Origin of the sequence: Vibrio sp. TRT 2004 (genome assembly GCF_050113735.1) — a bacterium.
Classification (GTDB): domain Bacteria; phylum Pseudomonadota; class Gammaproteobacteria; order Enterobacterales; family Vibrionaceae; genus Vibrio.
In genome coordinates this window covers 1-19,356 of the sequence record NZ_JBNJOH010000036.1, presented here as the reverse complement: position 1 = coordinate 19,356, position 19,356 = coordinate 1, and the positions used below count along the sequence as shown (strand labels likewise).

At 39.9% G+C, this 19,356-nt stretch carries 20 protein-coding genes; 15 read left to right on the top strand and 5 right to left on the bottom strand.

The window, feature by feature from the left end:
- From ACQEXR_RS14395 to ACQEXR_RS14345, 11 genes are read left to right on the top strand one after another with little or no spacing between them, the layout of a single operon-like run.
- Positions 1-900: a glycosyltransferase gene (locus tag ACQEXR_RS14395; protein ID WP_427020600.1), complete on the top strand. Its 900-nt coding sequence runs from the start codon at positions 1-3 to the stop codon at positions 898-900.
- Positions 897-2,135, top strand: coding sequence for a glycosyltransferase (locus ACQEXR_RS14390; RefSeq protein WP_427020599.1), 1,239 nt, complete (start codon positions 897-899; stop codon positions 2,133-2,135). Before ACQEXR_RS14395 ends, ACQEXR_RS14390 begins: the two co-directional genes overlap by 4 nt.
- 19 nt (positions 2,136-2,154) lie before the next feature.
- Positions 2,155-2,943: a glycosyltransferase family A protein gene (locus ACQEXR_RS14385; RefSeq protein ID WP_427020621.1), complete on the top strand. Its 789-nt coding sequence runs from the start codon at positions 2,155-2,157 to the stop codon at positions 2,941-2,943.
- Positions 2,930-4,111, top strand: coding sequence for an O-antigen polymerase (locus tag ACQEXR_RS14380; protein ID WP_427020598.1), 1,182 nt, complete (start codon positions 2,930-2,932; stop codon positions 4,109-4,111). The genes ACQEXR_RS14385 and ACQEXR_RS14380 overlap by 14 nt, the downstream gene beginning before the upstream one ends.
- The gene (locus ACQEXR_RS14375; protein ID WP_427020597.1) at positions 4,098-4,811 is read left to right on the top strand and encodes a glycosyltransferase; all 714 of its coding nucleotides are present in this window, start codon (positions 4,098-4,100) and stop codon (positions 4,809-4,811) included. The genes ACQEXR_RS14380 and ACQEXR_RS14375 overlap by 14 nt, the downstream gene beginning before the upstream one ends.
- Positions 4,808-5,935, top strand: a complete 1,128-nt coding sequence (gmd, locus tag ACQEXR_RS14370; protein ID WP_427020596.1) for a GDP-mannose 4,6-dehydratase — start codon at positions 4,808-4,810, stop codon at positions 5,933-5,935. Before ACQEXR_RS14375 ends, gmd begins: the two co-directional genes overlap by 4 nt.
- 48 nt (positions 5,936-5,983) lie before the next feature.
- Positions 5,984-6,943: a GDP-L-fucose synthase gene (gene fcl / locus ACQEXR_RS14365; protein ID WP_427020595.1), complete on the top strand. Its 960-nt coding sequence runs from the start codon at positions 5,984-5,986 to the stop codon at positions 6,941-6,943.
- Positions 6,944-6,946: 3 nt separating this feature from the next.
- Complete coding sequence (locus ACQEXR_RS14360; RefSeq protein WP_427020594.1) at positions 6,947-7,402, top strand: GDP-mannose mannosyl hydrolase; 456 nt, start codon at positions 6,947-6,949, stop codon at positions 7,400-7,402.
- 34 nt (positions 7,403-7,436) lie between these two features.
- Positions 7,437-8,864, top strand: a complete 1,428-nt coding sequence (locus tag ACQEXR_RS14355; RefSeq protein WP_331416737.1) for a mannose-1-phosphate guanylyltransferase/mannose-6-phosphate isomerase — start codon at positions 7,437-7,439, stop codon at positions 8,862-8,864.
- A 9-nt stretch (positions 8,865-8,873) separates the two neighbouring features.
- The gene (locus ACQEXR_RS14350; RefSeq protein ID WP_427020593.1) at positions 8,874-10,250 is read left to right on the top strand and encodes a phosphomannomutase CpsG; all 1,377 of its coding nucleotides are present in this window, start codon (positions 8,874-8,876) and stop codon (positions 10,248-10,250) included.
- Between the two features lie 2 nt (positions 10,251-10,252).
- Positions 10,253-11,002 (top strand): glycosyltransferase family 2 protein, encoded by a 750-nt coding sequence (locus ACQEXR_RS14345; RefSeq protein ID WP_427020592.1) that lies wholly within the window; start codon positions 10,253-10,255, stop codon positions 11,000-11,002.
- Positions 11,003-11,145: 143 nt separating this feature from the next.
- On the opposite strand, the gene ACQEXR_RS14340 is transcribed toward ACQEXR_RS14345, so the two are convergent.
- From ACQEXR_RS14340 to pssA, 3 genes are read right to left on the bottom strand one after another with little or no spacing between them, the layout of a single operon-like run.
- Positions 11,146-12,375 (bottom strand): exopolysaccharide biosynthesis polyprenyl glycosylphosphotransferase, encoded by a 1,230-nt coding sequence (locus ACQEXR_RS14340; protein ID WP_427020591.1) that lies wholly within the window; start codon positions 12,373-12,375, stop codon positions 11,146-11,148.
- A gap of 38 nt (positions 12,376-12,413) precedes the next feature.
- Positions 12,414-13,469, bottom strand: coding sequence for a dTDP-glucose 4,6-dehydratase (gene rfbB, locus ACQEXR_RS14335; protein ID WP_331416741.1), 1,056 nt, complete (start codon positions 13,467-13,469; stop codon positions 12,414-12,416).
- Entirely contained in the window at positions 13,466-14,806 is a 1,341-nt protein-coding gene (gene pssA, locus ACQEXR_RS14330) for a CDP-diacylglycerol--serine O-phosphatidyltransferase (protein WP_427020590.1), read from the bottom strand. The genes rfbB and pssA overlap by 4 nt, the downstream gene beginning before the upstream one ends.
- A 229-nt stretch (positions 14,807-15,035) precedes the next feature.
- On the opposite strand from pssA, the gene ACQEXR_RS14325 reads away from it, so the two are divergent.
- Positions 15,036-15,380: a four helix bundle protein gene (locus ACQEXR_RS14325; RefSeq protein ID WP_427020589.1), complete on the top strand. Its 345-nt coding sequence runs from the start codon at positions 15,036-15,038 to the stop codon at positions 15,378-15,380.
- Between the two features lie 25 nt (positions 15,381-15,405).
- On the opposite strand, the gene birA is transcribed toward ACQEXR_RS14325, so the two are convergent.
- Positions 15,406-16,374 carry a bifunctional biotin--[acetyl-CoA-carboxylase] ligase/biotin operon repressor BirA gene (gene birA / locus ACQEXR_RS14320; RefSeq protein WP_427020588.1) on the bottom strand — a complete coding sequence of 323 codons (969 nt, stop codon included), beginning with the start codon at positions 16,372-16,374 and terminating at the stop codon, positions 15,406-15,408.
- A complete protein-coding gene (gene murB / locus ACQEXR_RS14315; protein ID WP_427020587.1) occupies positions 16,371-17,417 on the bottom strand; it encodes a UDP-N-acetylmuramate dehydrogenase in 1,047 nt (348 codons plus the stop codon). Before murB ends, birA begins: the two co-directional genes overlap by 4 nt.
- A gap of 59 nt (positions 17,418-17,476) precedes the next feature.
- On the opposite strand from murB, the gene ACQEXR_RS14310 reads away from it, so the two are divergent.
- The 3 genes from ACQEXR_RS14310 (at position 17,477) to ACQEXR_RS14300 (ending at position 19,077) form a co-directional block, all read left to right on the top strand.
- Positions 17,477-17,899 carry a GNAT family N-acetyltransferase gene (locus ACQEXR_RS14310; RefSeq protein ID WP_427020586.1) on the top strand — a complete coding sequence of 141 codons (423 nt, stop codon included), beginning with the start codon at positions 17,477-17,479 and terminating at the stop codon, positions 17,897-17,899.
- Positions 17,900-17,976: 77 nt separating this feature from the next.
- On the top strand, positions 17,977-18,588 hold the full coding sequence (locus tag ACQEXR_RS14305; protein WP_427020585.1) for a helix-turn-helix transcriptional regulator: 612 nt from the start codon (positions 17,977-17,979) through the stop codon (positions 18,586-18,588).
- A gap of 153 nt (positions 18,589-18,741) precedes the next feature.
- A complete protein-coding gene (locus tag ACQEXR_RS14300; protein ID WP_427020584.1) occupies positions 18,742-19,077 on the top strand; it encodes a DUF3135 domain-containing protein in 336 nt (111 codons plus the stop codon).
- Positions 19,078-19,356: the final 279 nt, after the last annotated feature.

Here is a 19,356-nt window from a genome sequence, read left to right as displayed (position 1 = left end):
ATGAAAGATGGATTAGCTCCTATTGCAGTGTTCGTTTTCAATAGGCCCGACCATACTAGACGGATGTTATCTGCACTCAAAAATAATAATCTTGCAAATGATAGCGATCTTTTTATATTTAGCGATGGCGAAAAAGATGAACAAACATCTCATGCAGTTTCTGAAGTGAGAGATTTGATATCCAATATCACTAGTTTTAAGAGTGTTACTATAGTTGAACACCCAAAAAATGTCGGGCTAGCAAGCTCTATAATATCAGGGGTTGACCATGTGGTTAATAAGTTTGGAAAAGTTATTGTATTAGAAGATGATATAGTGACAAGTCCTTTCTTCCTTGAGTATATGAATAATGCATTAGAAAAGTATCAACATAGTAACAATGTTTGGCATATTAGTGGTTGGAATTACCCCATTCAAGACAGTAAGCTTGAAGATACTTTCTTTTGGGGTACGATGAATTGCTGGGGCTGGGCAACTTGGGAAGACAGATGGAAAAAGTTTAAAAAAAGACCTTTAGAACTCGTTAATACTTGGAAGAAAGAAGATATATATATGTTTAATCTCGATGGAACATATGACTTCTGGAGTCAAGTAGAAAGAAATGCAGAAGGTTCATTAGATACTTGGGCTGTTTTTTGGTACGCAACTATATTCGAAAATCAAGGATTGTGTCTAAATCCGGGAACAACGCTGGTTAAAAACATAGGACATGATGGATCTGGTGTGAATTGTGGCAGCGACGATGTGTATGTCGGAGAATTTGGTAGATACTTACCTAAGTTAACTGATGATTTAACGGTAAATACTCAGGCCGTGGAGTTAATTAAAAATTATTATAGAAGTTTAAGGCCTAGTTTATTTCAAAGAGTTAGGAGTAAGATAATGAGAGCTCTTAAATGAAAGTTGTTATCGTAAGTAACTCTGATAGTGCCGGTGGAGCAGCTAGGGCTGCTTTTCGCTTAATGTCGGCTATGATTCAACATGATACATACTGTAAGATGATAGTAAAGCGGAAACAATCAGGTAGCCCACATGTCATTGAAAATCCTTCAAGCTGGAGAAAGATTAAAGGTTTAGTTCTACAAAAGCTATCTTCTTTGATAGCAAGGTCACAAAAATCATCTTCATCGGCGTTACACTCATTGAATATATTTGGCAGTGATGTGTTCCAGTTGGTTAATAATGAAAATCCAACAGTAGTGAATATTCATTGGATAAATTTTGAAACACTATCAATACGCCAGATTGCTAAATTTAAGCAACCAGTCGTAATGACTTTACATGATATGTGGGCTTTTTGTGGTGCAGAGCATCTTTCTCCAGACAGCCCTAATTCTGCATTCAGACTTGGTTACGATTTGGGTGAGCATGACTATCTGACAGGGTTACGGATAAATAAATATATTTGGAATTTGAAAAAGAATCAGTGGACTCAACCATTTCATCTAGTCGTTCCTAGCAAGTGGATGGCAGACTGTGTTGAAACAAGTAAATTATTCCAAGGTTGGCCAGTAAGCGTTGTTCCAAATGCACTAGATACCAATACATTTAAACCTTTAGAAAAAAGCTTTTGTCGAGAAGCATTCAATCTACCTTTAGATAAAAAGCTAATTGGCTTTGGTGTGTTTGGTGATATAGATGATCCAAATAAGGGGTTTGATTTACTAAAGAAAGCACTATCATGTTTACAGAATAAAGATGATTATCATTGTGTTGTTTTTGGTCGGGAGCCGAATTTGAACTCTGATGAGCTCCTGATAACATCAACTTATGTTGGTCATATATCAGACGATACAGCATTGTCACTGATTTACAACGCGCTTGATGTCATGGTTGTGCCTTCTAGGCAGGAAAGTCTTTCTCAGACAGGAACAGAAGCAAGTGCTTGTGGAACGCCCGTTGTTGGTTTCGCTTATTCTGGTCTACTCGATGTCGTTGAGCATAAGAAAACGGGCTTTTTGGCTGACCCCTACGACACGTTACAATTAGCGAACGGAATTGAATGGTGTGTCGAAAATAATTTGGATTGTAATTTGAGTATTAATGCTCGAAAGCGTGCTAAGTCACTTTGGTCATATGACGTTGTCGCCGAAAAATATTCCCATATTTTCGAACGCGTAGCGACTAAGCTATAAGGGAAATATTTTGACTACAATGGATTTTAAAACAGAGATTCTTTTATCTACCCATGAAGGTAGAATATGGAACGTGTTAGATCGTGTGCGGAAATGGTCCCAGGTTTCAAATGTTTTAATAGTACACCAGACCAATGATACTAACTTGGTTCGCAAGGTAACCGCACAAATATCAAAAATTGAAAACGTTAGATATATAAACCAACAAGCAAATGGGGTGTCGAAAAGTCGAAATTTGGCGCTAAAGCACTCTAGTTCGAAAATCTTATTATTTTGTGATGATGATGTTGATTTAGTTAACGGTTTTCAAGATATTTTACTAGAAAGCTTTGCTAAATTTCCAGATGCCTCAGCTGTTACCTACTCGGTAAAAGACACTGATAGTAAAGAGCTTACTAAGAATTTTTCGACGAAACCATTTCTTCATAATCGGTTTACTGTTCTTAAAGTTGGAACAATCGAAATAGCGGTTAGAAGAGACTCTGTGATTCGAACTACAGCGACTTTTCCCGAAAATCTTGGCGCTGGAGCCACTTTACCCGTTTGCGATGAGCCTGTTTTTCTATCTAGACTCTTGGATTCTAAAGGAGTGGTTAGATACATACCAATTGCAATTGCATCACATAAGAAAGAATCTAGTGGAACAGCTATAGATTCTTTTAACAAGCTAAAATCTAGAAGAGTTTGTTTTCAGTATATATTCGGATCATTTTTAGGCTTGCTTGTTTTTGTTTTGTTTTCATTGAAAAACTTTAAAAAAATTCAAAATTATTCATGGGTGGTGGATTGTGTTTTTGGACGCAAATGACAAACGTAACAAACTAGGTCTATACTTATTTATTACCTTTGCAACTTTTGTTTTTTTTCCAAATAACCTTCTTGGTCTTTGGTTTAATAATCTTATCTTGATAGCGGGGGTTTTATTTTTACTAGTTCTAAGTTATGCCTATGATTATACTAGGGTTACTAGGTTAGTTTTTATAATTCCGTTATTATTGGTTCTGAAATACCTTTATTATTTCGAAGAGCCATTGCTAAGACAGTCTGAATTTGTCAGGTTCATGTTTTATGTTGCTTCATATATCTTGTTCTTAAAGATTTTTAGGCTTTCATGTGATTTGTATCGATTTGTTTTGATAATATTATCTCTTCAAGTGTTTTTAGTGTTATTTCAGGTTTTTGACTGGCCCTTCATGTCATCGATTTATAATTCTGACAAGGTGGGACATGCCACATCAAACTATAAACAATTTAGATATACTGGAACTTTATTTAACCCTAATACACTTGGAGTTTTCTTTGTTTTTTGTATGTCACTTATGATTAATTATACTGGTAGGTTTAAGTATTATGTGGTTTTACTATGTTTGCTTTTTTTGTCTGGATCACGAACAGGATTTCTGATTGCTGCTATTTCTCTTTTGATATATGAGTTTAGCTATAACCTATCCATGAAGAGAACAATTTTTTCAATTGTTGTAATTTTGGCCTCCTTTCTTTTGATGGGCATTTTTTTGGAAACTTTTTCTAATGACTTCTACTATTTCTCACAGTTATCAAAAGTGTTTCGAGAGTTCTTTCAAGGAGAAGGTATTTCAGCATTTACTCAAGTTACATCTTTGATGTTAAGGTTCGAAAATTGGAACATGTTGATTAAGGAATTCTACTTTGGTGGGCCAGTTGTTTGGTTTTTTGGTTTGCCAGATATTCCTGTTTATCGTTATGCTGATAGTTCATATATATATGTATTTACGAAGTTTGGAATAATTTTCGGTTTGGCTTTCTTCTTTATGTTATTCTCCATTTATAAATTGATTATTTCTCATTGTTATGAAGATGAAAATAGGCGAAGAGTTTTTTTATGGTTTTCGTTTTCCTTATTGTCAGGTCTTTTTTCGGACATTTTGGTTAGTTATTATTATTGGACTATGTTGATAATTTTTCCATTGTTGGTAAATTTTAATGAAAAAGCTTAGTATTATTGTAGTTACATACAATGCTGAAGAATGTATTGAGTCGACACTTCTTTCTGTTAGACCATTTTTGGGAGAAGATGTTGAGTTGATATGCAAAGATGGAGCTTCAAGTGATAACACGGTAGAAATATTAAACCAGTACAGTGATTGTATCTCCGTTCTCGAGTCTATACCGGATAGTGGTGTATATGATGGGATGAATCAGGCTGTTGACCTTGCTAGCGGTGAATTTATTATGTTTGTCAATGCTGGGGATAGGGTACTTCATCTTGACACGAAGAAACTAGTTGACTCTTCTACTTGTTTCTACTGGGATGAAGCTCGTGATGTAGTAAAAAGAGACAAAGTTAATTCACTATTTTTGACAAGGAATACTCCCTGCCATCAATCGGTTATATACAAAAGAACAGATTTTTTGGCGTTTGATGTTAATTATGGTTTGGCTGCAGACTTCGAGCAAATTGTTAGGATAGTAAAAGCTAGAGATGTAGGCCTTTCCTTAAATTCCTCAATTGTAAAGTACGCAACCCCAGGCTTGTCATCTCAATTCTTTCAGCCTTCGTATACGCAGCTTTTAACTCAGTTACGACACCGATATAGGACTATCTCCAATAACTTTGGTATGATCGAGAGAACGATGTGTATTGTTTTTTCCATTACTACAGTTTTACGAAAATTAATGAAGGATATTCTTAAATGAACAATAGAAAAGTAGCTCTTATCACTGGTATTACCGGTCAAGATGGCTCTTACCTGGCCGAGTTTTTGCTGGAAAAAGGCTACGAAGTTCATGGTATCAAGCGTAGAGCATCTTCTTTCAATACCGAAAGGATCGATCACATCTACCAAGATAGGCATGAAAATGAACCAAGTTTCTTCTTGCATTATGGCGACCTTACGGACACGTCTAATTTGACTAGAATTCTTAAAGAAGTTCAGCCTGATGAAGTTTATAATCTTGGGGCTCAATCTCATGTCGCAGTTTCGTTCGAAAGTCCAGAATATACAGCAGACGTCGATGCTATCGGTACGCTACGCTTATTAGAAGCGATCAGATTCTTAGGCTTAGAAAAGAAAACTAAGTTTTACCAAGCTTCTACATCTGAATTGTACGGCGAAGTACAGGAAATTCCTCAAAGAGAGACTACACCTTTTCACCCTCGCTCGCCTTATGCTGTGGCCAAAATGTACGCGTATTGGATCACTGTCAATTATCGTGAGTCTTACGGGATGTATGCGTGTAACGGTATTTTATTTAACCATGAATCTCCACGTAGAGGGGAGACGTTCGTTACCCGAAAAATTACTCGTGGTTTGGCAAATATCTCCCAAGGTCTTGAGAGTTGTTTGTATCTAGGGAATATGGACGCATTGAGAGATTGGGGACACGCCAAAGACTATGTACGAATGCAATGGATGATGCTGCAGCAAGATAAGGCAGAGGATTTTGTCATTGCCACAGGGAAGCAAATTTCTGTTCGAGAATTTGTAAAACTTTCTGCAAAAGAGCTTGGGATCGAGCTTGAATTCACTGGGAACGGCGTTGAAGAAATTGCGACTGTTATAGCAATCGAGGGAGAAGATGCTAGCGCACTGAGTGTAGGTGATATCATTGTAAGAGTCGATCCTCGTTATTTCAGACCAGCAGAAGTAGAAACGTTACTTGGAGATCCTACAAAAGCCAAGGAGAAGCTAGGTTGGGAACCGGAGATTACAGTAGAAGAGATGTGTTCAGAAATGGTTCGTTGGGATCTAGCTAAAGCAAAGCAACATTCTCTTTTAAAAAGCCATGGCTATGACGTAAGTGTTTCGCTTGAGCAATAAAATAAGCTTTTTGTATAAGTAGTTTTAAGAAGTAATAAAGGAATCAAAATGAAACGAGTTTACGTTGCCGGGCATAAAGGTATGGTCGGTTCGGCTATTGTGAGGAAGCTTTCACAGGATCCTAGCATCGAAGTTTTTACCCGCACTCGTGACGAACTCAATTTATTAGACCAGAAATCAGTTCAAAGATTTTTTGAAGAAAATAGTCTTGACCAGGTGTATCTAGCTGCTGCAAAAGTAGGTGGAATTGTTGCTAACAATAGTTATCCCGCCGAGTTTATTTACCAAAACTTAACTATTCAAAATAACGTTATTCATTCTGCGCACGAATCAGGGATACAAGATTTGTTATTTTTAGGCTCTTCTTGTATTTATCCCAAGCTTGCGAAACAACCAATGGAAGAGTCGGCTTTGCTTACTGGCATATTGGAGCAAACCAACGAGCCTTATGCTATTGCAAAAATAGCGGGTATCAAGATGTGTGAGTCATACAATCGACAGTACGGTCGAAATTATCGCTCAGTGATGCCAACGAACTTATATGGACCTAATGATAATTTTCATCCTGAAAACTCGCACGTAATTCCTGCGTTAATTCGACGATTCCACGAAGCTAAATTAGCTAACGAAGAAACGGTAACTGCATGGGGATCAGGAAAGCCAATGAGGGAGTTCTTGCACGTAGATGATATGGCAGAGGCTTGTGTCCATGTGATGAACCTTTCCGAAAGTCTATACAGAGAAAACACTACACAAATGCTAAGTCATATCAATGTGGGTACAGGTGTTGATTGTACTATTCGAGAATTGGTTGAAGCAGTGGCCAAGGTTGTGGGCTTTACAGGAAAAATTATATTTGATACTTCTAAGCCCGATGGTACACCACGAAAACTAATGGATGTATCACGTCTTAAGTCGCTTGGTTGGCAGAGCACAATTTCACTTGAAGATGGTTTGGCTACTACATATGATTGGTTTTTGGCTCATCAACTTGACTTCAGAAAATAAGCAATGCATCTAAGTAAAGCCACTTTTTCAACCGTTATTGAGTCAACGCCCCTAGTTTCAATTGATCTAATTACTGTTAATGAGTTAGGTCAAATATTACTTGGAAAGCGGCTGAACAAGCCAGCCCAAAACTATTGGTTTGTTCCCGGAGGACGTGTTCATAAAGGCGAAACGCTCGAATCTGCATTTGAACGTTTGACTATGACTGAATTAGGTAAACAATATTCTTTGAACCATACCCAAATTCAGGGAGCATATACTCATCTGTACGACGACCATGTTTATGGCGATGATTTTGGCACACACTACGTTGCATTAGCTTACCGCTTAGTTGTAACTCAAACCGATTTGTCCTTACCACTGCAAGAGCAGCATGGTTCTTATCATTGGTTTGAAGAAACTGATCTTTTGAAGTCTTCAGATGTGCATTTTTATACTAAATGCTACTTCCAACGCTAATTCGTTTTATAACTAATCATTTTACAGGATTTATATGATTTATCCTATTGTTATGGCAGGTGGAACAGGTAGTCGATTGTGGCCTCTGTCACGAGAACTCTACCCTAAACAGTTTCTAAATCTATCTGGTGAGTCGTCCATGCTGCAAAGGACATTTGAACGGCTGTCAGGCTTTGAACACCAATCGCCAATAGTGGTTTGTAATGAAGAGCATCGTTTTATTGCAGCAGAGCAAATTCGTATTGGTGGTTTTTCTCATTCAGGGATTATTCTAGAGCCAGTTGGGCGTAATACTGCACCTGCGATTGCTCTTGCAGCACTTCAAGCTTTAAAAAACGAGGATGAGAGTGATCCTGTTCTACTTGTCCTCGCTGCTGATCATCTCATAGAAAATACTTTAGAGTTCAATCGTTCAGTTGCTAACGCATATCCATATGCAAAAGAAGGGCAACTGGTAACGTTTGGTATTGTTCCGACAGAACCAGAAACTGGTTATGGGTATATCAAATGTGGTGAGAGACTCTCAACGGGGGGAACTGGTTACGTTGTCGACAAGTTTGTAGAAAAGCCCAACCTTACAGATGCTGAGTCTTACCTAGCTTCCGGTGACTACTATTGGAATAGTGGCATGTTTATGTTTAAGGCATCTAAGTATTTATCGGAGCTAAAAAAATATAGGCCGGAGATTTTAGATGCTTGTGAGAAAGCGCTGTCAGATGCTCAATGGGATATGGAGTTTATTCGTGTTGACAAAGCGAGTTTTGAAGCTTGCCCAGATGACTCTATTGATTATGCAGTGATGGAAAAAACTAAGAACGCAGCTTTAGTGCCAATGAATGCTGGTTGGAGTGACGTTGGTTCTTGGTCTGCTTTATGGGAGGTTGAGAAAAAAGACAGTTCAAATAATGTTACTAAAGGTGATGTTATTGCCGTCAACTCTAAAGGAAATTATCTGCACTCCGAAAATAAGCTTATTGCGACTGTTGGCGTAAATAATCTAGTTGTTATTGAAACAAAAGATGCGGTGCTTGTTGCCGATAAAGATCAGGTACAAAATGTCAAATCTGTTGTTAATCAACTGAAGCAACAAGGAAGGACAGAGTATAAACTGCACCGCGAAGTATATAGACCGTGGGGGAAATATGACTCGATTGACTTTGGACACAGAGATCAGGTTAAGAGAATCACTGTAAAGCCCGGTGAAAAGCTTTCTATACAGATGCACCATCATCGCTCAGAGCACTGGATTGTAGTGTCAGGTACAGCAAAAGTAACTAACGGTGAACAGACTATTTTAGTAACTGAGGATCAATCTACATATATCCCCCTAGGCACTGTTCACGCTCTGGAAAACCCCGGAAAGATTCCTCTGGAAATGATCGAAGTTCAAACTGGTAGCTATTTAGGGGAAGATGATATTGTACGTTTTGAAGACCGCTATGGTCGAATAGAAGATAAATGAGAATAGACCATGGAAAATCTATCGTGTTTTAAGGCCTATGATATTCGTGGGCAATTGGGCAATGAACTCAATCCACATATTGCTTATCGCATAGGTAGAGCCTTTGGTTTGTATCTATCCCCTAAAGGTGATGGCACTAAGACGGTGGTTGTTGGTGGTGATATTCGGTTAACATCAGAAGAGCTTAAATTAGCGGTTGCTGATGGCTTAATGGATTCAGGGGTGAATGTTGTCGATATTGGTATGACGGGTACAGAGGAAATCTACTTTGCAACTTCTTACTTAGGAGTAGATGGTGGTATTGAAATCACCGCTAGCCATAACCCAATTGACTACAATGGAATGAAGTTAGTCCGAGAGGAGTCCAAACCTATTAGTGGGGATACCGGACTTAAAGAAATTCAAACCTTTGCTGAACGTAACGAATTTACGGAACCTTCTATTCGAGGTCGACTCACACGAATCTCAAATTTGGCTGAATATGTTAATCATTTGATGACATATATTAAACCTGAAACAATTCGTCCTATGAAACTGGTTGTAAACTCCGGGAACGGCGCTGCAGGACATGTCATCGATGAGATTGAATCTAGGTTCAACACATTAGGTGTACCAGTTGAGTTTGTGAAAATACATCACGAAGCGGATGGAAGTTTTCCCAATGGAATACCTAACCCTCTTCTTCATGAGAATAGAGCTATTACATCTCAAGCAGTAGTTCAATGTGAAGCTGATATGGGTATTGCCTGGGATGGAGACTTTGATAGATGCTTTTTGTTTGATGAAAGTGGTGAATTTGTTGAGGGCTACTACATTGTAGGGTTATTAGCAGAAGCATTCTTAACTAAGAACCCCGAATCTAGAATAATTCATGATCCTCGCCTTTACTGGAGTACTCTTGAGACAGTGCACCAATATGATGGTACTCCTGTACTATCTAAAACCGGACATGCGTTTATTAAAGAAAGAATGAGAGCTGAAGACGCTATCTATGGTGGAGAAATGAGTGCCCATCACTACTTTAGGGAATTTTTCTATTGTGATAGTGGCATGATTCCATGGATGTTAATTATAGAATTACTGTCTAACTTAAACTGTAATTTGTCAGATCTCATCAGTGAGCGGAAACGAAATTACCCCACGTTAGGTGAGTTGAACCGAAAGGTTGAAGACCCTGATAAAGTGATTAATTTGGTGTATCAAGTTTTTAAAGCTGATGCAATAAAAATAGACACAGTTGATGGCTTATCAATGGAGTTCGATAATTGGCGGTTTAACTTGAGAAAATCCAATACAGAATCCTTGTTACGGCTTAATTTGGAATCAAGAGGTAATATAGAACTGATGAAAGCAATGACAGAGCAAATTCTAGGTTATATGGTTTAAGTATGTCTGAGCTCGTATCTGTTATTACTCCTTGTTTCAGGGCAGGAGAGTCTTTACTAGAAACTATTATAAGTGTTCAGTCCCAATCATATTCTAATTATGAACACATATTGATTGATGATGGTACACCTGGAGGGTTTCCTGATGAAATCAGAGCAATGGCATCTTCCGATCCAAGAATCAAGCTTATAGAACGTAAGTGGAATGCCGGTCCTGCAGTTTCAAGAAATCGCGGCATTAGTGAAGCTAAGGGGCGATTTATAGCTTTCTTAGATGCAGATGATTTGTGGCATCCTTTAAAATTAGAAAAGCAAATTGAATTCATGTTAGAGCGGGGGATTGCTTTGTCATACACTTCATATGAAGTAATTAGTACAGCAGGTAAGGTATTAGGAACTAGAGTTCCTCCAGAGGAAGTAAGCTATTTTGATATTCTGAAGTCTAACAAAATTGGGTGTTTGACTGCGATATACGACACAGAATTGGTTGGGACGATGTACATGCCTAATATCCTTAAAAGGCAGGATATGGGACTGTGGCTTTCTATTCTGAAAAAGTCAAAGGTTGCTCAAGGAATTATAGATATGCCATTGGCTAGATATCGAGTTGGAAAAAACTCTTTGTCAGCCAAAAAGGCCTCTGTTTTAAAGTATCAATGGAGAATATACCGAGAAGTGGAGAGGTTGCCATTTCTAAGCTCAGTGAAATACTTTGCTCATTATGCGTACAGAGGTGTAACAAGAAAGATTTAGGTTGGTTGTAAATTCAGTGCAACTGTCGGAGATTCAGTCTAGCCTCATTCACAACCATAAAACAGTTGAGAGCTAGTCTGACAGTTGTTAAATTAATCAATTGTCAGATCTCGCTTTATTGAACTTTGGTTTTATTGTGCAAATTATTTGGCACCAAATCCAGTCATCATTGTCTTGATTGTTTTGAGGACAATGTTCATATCCAACCAGAACGATAAATGTTTTATATAGTATAGGTCGTGAGCCAACTTTTCTCTTGTTGAGTCTGTGTCATCTGTATAACCTTGAACGGTTTGTGCCCACCCAGTAATTCCCGGTTTTACCATGTGTCTATAGCCATAAAATGGGATTTCTTTTTCAAATTGTTTAACAAAGCTCTCTTGCTCTGGTCGGGGGCCAATTAAAGCCATTTCACCTTTAAGTACGTTGAAAAACTGAGGAAGTTCATCCACGCGAATTTTTCTAATAACTTTACCAACTCTTGTGACTCGAGCTTGTTCCTGCGTTGCGAACTTGTCTGTGCATTTATCCGTTTTAACCGTCATACTACGGAATTTATAAATCTTAAAGGGTTTGCCTGCTTGGCCAACACGCTCCTGAACAAATAATACAGGCCCTCTGCTTTCTAGACGTATTAGCATAGCAGTGATCGCCATTAACGGTATAGACAAAGGTAAAGTTAATAATATTAAAGCTGATTCCCAGACTCTTTTTAAACTATGATATATAGGGTTTGGTAACAATGTACCAATTGTATTCTCAGATAAGTGAGAGGTTGTCACTCGACCTTCTACCATCTCTCTGATACTCTCAGAGTGAAATACAGGAATGTTATGTACACTGCAATCAGCAATAAACTTTTCTTGTTCTGGTGTCAGTTGACCATGTAAATCTACAACCAAACCTTGAGATACTAAATTTAAATCTAAAGATTCCAATAGGGTTATATCGAGTTTAGCGTGCTTAGAGTGTAAACTGTCTATATTAAAATTATTGATTGCCTTGAATTTAAGTTTATAACGCTCCCCTCTGAATGCAGTGGAAAAATACATCCAGAAACCGTTAAAGCAAAAGCCGTAGAGTAAAATCTCTCTGGAGTAATCTATTCTAAATAGCAGTATAACTGTCATTACAATACTGTATACTGAAGCAAGCACTGGTAAGATATAAAACTTTCGATCAACTAGTAAATAATTGGTAATTTTGGGAATTGTAATCGATGTGGTAATGTAAGCACAGGAAACTAGCCACATGCTATTGATAACAGTAATAGGCAGGTTATCTCGAAAACCTGTTATTACATGGATGAATAACAATGTGCCAAGTACACCAATACTATGACAGATAAATGAGTTTTGTAGAAAGTTTCTCAAGTTGTTACCTTTCACATCTAATTGGATAATTACGGTGCTTAGTTATGGAGCCGATTGCTATTACGCCACTGGGATTCCACTAGTTTATAAATCTCATCTTCGAAGATTTTACTTGGCTTCCATCCAAGTTTTCTGATTTTTTTAGTGCAGACTGCATATCGAAAGTCGTGCCCTTCACGATCTTTTGTATAAGTAATCAAGTTTTCATGAGAGTACCCCGAATTATCTAATGAATCGATAGTATTACAGATCAACTTAATGACTTCGATATTAGTTTTTTCGCAATTTCCACCTATACAATATGTTTCACCAACAATGCCGTCTTTTAATACTTGATGTAATGCAAGGACATGATCCGTAACATGTAACCAATCACGCACCTGTAGTCCTGAGCCATAAATAGAAATGGTCTCCTTCTTTACAAGCCTTTGTATAGTTTTCGGTATTAGTTTTTCTAAGTGCTGATAGGGGCCGTAATTGTTTGTACAGTTTGTGATCAGAAATGGGAAGTTATATGTGCGTCCCCAAGCTCTTACCAGATGATCAGCAGATGCTTTTGTTGCGGAATATGGACTACTAGGGTCATACATAGAATTTTCATTAAACTTACTTTTTTTGGATTTTAAGTCGCCAAAGACTTCATCAGTGGAAACGTGAAGAAAACGAAACTCATTCTGAACTGTTTTAGTCATAGTCCACCAATATGCTAGGCATGCTTGGAGCAATGTATATGTTCCAATGACATTGGTTCGGATAAACTCTTGTGGATAATAGATGGAGGTATCTACATGAGTCTCGGCAGCGAGGCTTATAACCCACATAGGCTGATATTTGCTTAAGACCTTTTCGAGAAGATCTTGATCGCAGATATCACCATGTATAAATTTATAGCGTTTATGTGAAGAATAATCCGCAAGTGCTTGTGAATCCACAGCATAGGACAGTTTATCTAAGTTGACGACAAAGTGGTCTGTCGCATCGATTAAATACCTGATGGTAGCTGAGCCAATAAACCCACTACCTCCTGTCACTAGGATACATTTAGTTTTGCCACATGTTTTCATTTGAAAAATCACGTTAAAGTAGTCAGTCACAAAATCTGCTTCAACACCCGATCTGCTTTCACTCGGGTAATCTTACGCATTAGTTTTTGCACTGCGTCTGGGTAGTCTTCAAACTTTTCCAGTTGTCTATAAGTACAGATTAACTGAGTATGCTGAAGGATGTTCTCCACCTCTTTCTCAAACTGAGGTGTTAAGTGGTGATAGTTATCCTGAATGAATATTGCATTCTCTAAGTCCAGTTTCCAAGCTCTTGGATTGAGGTTGTTACCGGTAATTAGCATGTAGCGTTTATCTACCCAAATACCTTTAAGGTGGAAGCTATTCTCATCGTGTTTCCATAGGTGGATAGATAATTTGCGGCTAGCAATATTTGCTTCGTTTGCTTTGGCAAACTGGCGTAGGTTGCGTTCATAAAGGTAAGGCAAACCACCAATGGTTTTAAACTCTTCTTCTGGTGAGATGTAAAAGTCGTTAGCCGTTTTATCACCGACAACAATCGTTACCTTCACGCCGCGTCTCAGGGCCTTTCTTACTTCTTTCGCAACACTACGAGGGAAGTTGAAATAAGGCGTACAGATAAAGATCTCATCTTTTGCTTGAGCAAGCAGCTGGTTAATACCCTGATTGAGCTTATTGCGTTTTTTGCCTACGCCAACAATCGGCGTCACCGCAACTTGATCTTGGGAAACTGGTTGAGAGTCAAACTGATAAGACGATTTTGCAAGTGCTGCGCGAAGCTGGCGAATCTGAGTTTTTATCTTTTTAGTCTCAGGCTTGCTCGGGCAGGCAAGATCGTTAACAGCAGGGTGTGCAACGATTTCATGTTGGACAAAGTTCACCATACTATCTGCCAGAGCTTTATTCTCTAGAACATGGTAGCGATCAAAGCGATAGCGATCTTTATAGTTTAGGTAAATATTGTTTAAGCTGGCGCCGCTGTAGATAACCGTATCATCGATGATAAAGCCTTTTAGATGCAGCACGCCAAAGACTTCTCGGCCTCTAACTGGAATGCCATAAACGGGAATTTTGTATTGGTGCTTTTCAGCAAAGCTTTTATACATCGCTGCATTGGTTTCACCAGGTTCTGCACCGATTAGACCACGTTGCGCTCGATGCCAGTCAACGCATACGCTGATATCTAAACCAGGGTTGCGCTGCTTAGCTTGATAAAGCTCTGATAGTATTTCTCTTCCCGCTTCATCATCCTCTAAGTAAAGAGCAACAAGGCAAATTCGTTTACTTGCCTGACGAATCGCTTCAATCAAGCGAGTTCGAAAATCTTTGGCAGAATACAAGGTTTCAAACCGTGCTGGATCTTGCGCCAAAGTAGGAAGTTGTTCGAATAAATTCCTATTAGTCATCATGTTGGATGTATTGCCTTTACTAAAAGTGGACAGGGATAGTAGCAAACAAAGCTGAAAGTTTCGAGTATCAAGCTAAAAGAGCGACGAGTTTTGAGTTGCTAGTCCCGAGCTTGGTGACTCTAGGTTTGTACCTCTAAAGCCCAGCTTAGTCACACAATGTAATACCATTTTCATTTTTTCGTATAAGAAAAGACCATAACAATAAATACTCTATTCGTCGATATTCGTCATGAAACATGAACAGTTAGCTATATGGCAAAGAAGCTTTTCTTTAAGCTGTTTAGTCTACAAATCCTTTAAACAACATAGGGATTATGGGTTTAAAGATCAGATTTGTCGCTCTGGTCTTTCTGTACCCAGTAACATCGCTGAAGGAATGGAAAGGCACACTGACAAAGAAAAGGCACATTTTCTTTCTATCGCTAAAGGCTCATTAGCTGAGTTAAGAACTCAGCTTCTTATTGCGATTGAAATCCAATACATTCCCAAAGGTGTTGGAGAAGACATGGCCGAAGAGTGCTTACATTTAAGTCGCATGCTTGGGGCGTTTATAGTCAAACTTCGAAGCAAGTAACTCGAAGCTCGCCACTCGCCACTCGTCACTCGTCACTCGCCGCTCTAAGGCTGACTTCGCCACCAATATAACTTTCAAGCCCTTGTTCAGTTTCTAGCAAAACGGCGCCTTGTTCATTGATGCCGCGAGCAATACCAGTAATCTCTCTCGGGCCCATGATGAGCTTAATCGGTCGGTCGATGAAGTTATCGAGGCGATTCCACCTTTCTACAAACCCTGCCATGCCTTTTAGTTCGTAGTCATTAAGGGCGGTATGAAGCGTCTTAATCATAGTGATAGCAAGTTGGTTTCTGTCGATTTCTTTGCTATTGCCGACTTCGCTTAAGCTTGCCCATGGCTGATAGATACCTTCAGTGGATTCAGACATCATCAGGTTCATACCCATACCAATCACTAAGTTTGCAGCAGCGCCTGCTTGACCAGACATCTCTACCAGAATGCCAGCGAGCTTGCGGTCTTGATAGTAGAGGTCGTTTGGCCATTTCAGCTTCACGCCATTGAGCCCCATCTCTTCCAAAGCTTCAACGATAGCGACACCAACCACTAGGCTTAGCCCCATTGCCGCAGCCATGCCAGCATCTAGGCGCCAGTACATAGATAAATAGAGGTTAGAACCAAATGGAGAAATCCATTCACGCCCACGGCGACCGCGACCTTTGGCCTGATATTCCGCTAAACACACAGATCCTGATTCAAGGCGGTCAGTGCGGTCGAGAAGATATTGGTTGGTCGAATCAATGATTGGAATCAGTTCTACTGGGGTAGCAAGAGCCTGATTTAAAACATCCTGATCTAAAAGCTGCATTGGCTTAGCTAGCTGGTAGCCTTTGCCCTGGACCCGAAAAATATCAACCCCCCAATCTTGAATACCTTTAATGTGCTTACTAATCGCAGCGCGAGAAACGCCAAGTTGTTCACCTAGCTCTTCGCCGGAGTGAAAGCCACCTTGAGAGAGTGTTTTTAGAATCGATAACTTGACCGAATGCTCTTTCATTGTGCTTTCTCCAAAATCTCTTGCAGATTGGTTTCTTGTTGCGAGCCCATAAATCTTACTTCGTGTTCAAGCTCAATTTGATAGCGATTAAGCACTTCAGAGCGAACTTTAGCTGCCAACTGAATAACATCAGACGCTGTTGCGTTGTCTTTATTGACTAACACTAGAGCCTGCATAGGGTGTACTTGTGCACCGCCTATCCTGATGCCTTTAAGCTTACATTGATCAATCAACCATCCGGCTGCGATTTTCATCCCGCCGTCAGCAGGGTAGGCAACGATGTCTGGGAACTGCTGTTTGAGGAGTTCAAAATGTGATTGAGGGATCACCGGGTTCTTGAAAAAGCTCCCCGCGTTACCTGTCACGTTTGGGTCTGGAAGTTTCTCCATACGAATCTGGCACACACGCTCAAAGATATCTTGAGCGGTTGGAGTATTTGCTTCGAGGGATTTTAGCGGGCCATACTCAATTTGAGGTTGCCATCGTTTGGCTAACTTTAGCCCTAGCGCAACAATGACTGCTTTACCATGCAACTGATGCTTGAATATTGAATCTCGATAACCAAAATTGCACTCCTCATTAGTGAGACGCTGAATACTAAAGCTATCGAGGCAAAGGATATCGACATATTCACACACATCTTTCAGTTCAACACCATAGGCTCCGATATTTTGGATTGGAGCACTGCCAGCACAACCAGGAATAAGAGCAAGATTCTCCAATCCTGCATAGCCATGATTGACTGACCATTCAACAAGTGATGGCCAATCTTCTCCACCAGCAATATGCAGATGCCAATGCGTTGCAGACTCAGTTACTTGTTTGCCGACAATTCTATTGAGTATCACTACACCATGATAAGGTTCGGTAAAAAGCATATTGCTGCCTTTACCTAGCATCAACTTGGGTAGCTGTTTCCATTGCGGGTTTTGATAAACCTGCTTTATCTCTTCAGTAGAGTTCACCTCAACAAGGAAGTCACACTGCTGTGAGATAGAGAAAGTATGGTAAGGGTGGAGGTCGGCGTTAGCTGTAATTTGCATTGGTTTCGTTGAGTAATCTAAACTGCCAGCATTCTACCTCAAATTGAAGCTTGGTGATAATGAGCCCTCTGCATATAGAAGTATTAGATCCGATTAAACTGCCGCTCGTAGCTCGCTTATATAAATCTTATTACCCATCAGGGAAAGCCAAAAAAGATGAATTGATACTCGCGGGGTATATCGATCAGCAAATTGTCGCGGTGGTTCGCTTTCGTCAGATAGAAGAGTGTCGATTGTTGACAGGTATGTTAGTGATTCCAGATTTGAGAGCAAAGGGGTTAGGGCATCACTTAATGAACTATTGTGAGCAGCAGGTGTTGGCCAATCAGGACTATTGCTTCGCTTATCAACATCTTGAGTCGTTTTATGGTCAGCATGGCTTTAAGGCGGTGGATTTATCAGCACTGCCAAACACGCTGAGAAACTTATTCGAACGATACAGCCGAAGCAAAAAACTTATCCCAATGCAGTATGTGCCGTAACCTCCGAGTTAGTCCTGTAAAGCATTTGCTTTATTAATTGGTTGCTCCATAATATTTTTGCGGTTGAGGGAGCAAGCATGAAAAGTGTTGATTTAATTCTACAGACAATTAAAAAAGATGGAGCAGTCACGGCTAAGCAGCTTGCTGAGCAACTTAACATGACCACCATGGGAGCTCGTCAACACCTGCAAAGCCTACAAAAAGAGGGTTTTTTGTCTTTTGAGGATCTGAAAGTAAAAGTCGGGCGTCCAACCCGACACTGGTCTCTAACGCCAAAAGGGCATGCTCAATTTGCTGACCGCCACAGCGAGCTGACTATTCAAGTCATAGAGGCGGTAGAAACACTGTTTGGTGCCGAAGGGGTACAGAAAGTCGCCAATGAAAGGGAAGCAAAGACATTAGCCAATTATCAAGCTGAATTAAGCCATTGCCCTGACGTGCTCTCTAAACTGACTAAGTTGGTGGAGCTGAGAAAGCAAGAAGGCTACATGGCTGAGCTTGAGCAAACTCCACAAGGTTATTTGTTAATAGAAAATCATTGTCCTATCTGTAAAGCGGCGACACGTTGCCCAAGTTTATGCCAGTCAGAACTGAATGTTTTTCAGAGTTTGCTAGGTAAAGATGTCTCTATTGAACGCTCCGAACATATCATTCAAGGTCAACGTCGCTGCGTATATTCCATTGTGTAGCGAGTCTCTTTTCTTCAGAATCTTTGTGTTTAGATGCATATTGAACTGTCTTGATTTTGAGATTGATAGTTTTCGTAGTACGCGATTTCCCCTGCATTGACCTATCTTTAGGATAGGTCGTTAACCACAGGCTTTGCGTGTAAGGGAGCTATTATGAGTTCACCACTAATTAATCAAACCTTGCCCTCTTTTGATGAATTGATGGCACTCGCACAAAATAATCCCGAAGCATTTACTCAGTTCAAGCACGACATGTGTGAGGAAATGATTTTGTCTGCCTCGAAAGAGATGCAGGATCGTTTGTGGGCGCAACAAAGCCATATCGATCGTGTTGTCGGTAGCTGTAAAAATCCCAACCATGCCAATGTCGTGCTGATGCGCGAACTTGTCTCGCAAATGGTCAAGTTTCAAGATGCGCTCGATGGTGATGTGACAGACCTAGATAATCAACCTACTGCGCAGGTGATTCCTTTGGATGATTGGCGGTGATTAGTGTCCAGCTCTATAGCAATGTCATAACGTATTATGACTGTCTCACTGATTCAGAAATAAGCATTGAGCTGCGAGTTTCGAGTTTCGAGTTTCGAGTTTCGAGCTTCGAGCTTCGAGCTTCGAGCTTTGAGCTTCGAAGAGTTACTGTCGCATTAAATCAGTTGACATGAGCTGTCGCCTCCATAAAATTTTTCGCCACTCGCCACTCGCCACTCGCCACTCGCCACTCGCCACTCGCCACTCGCCACTCGCCACTCGCCACTCGCCACTCGCCAC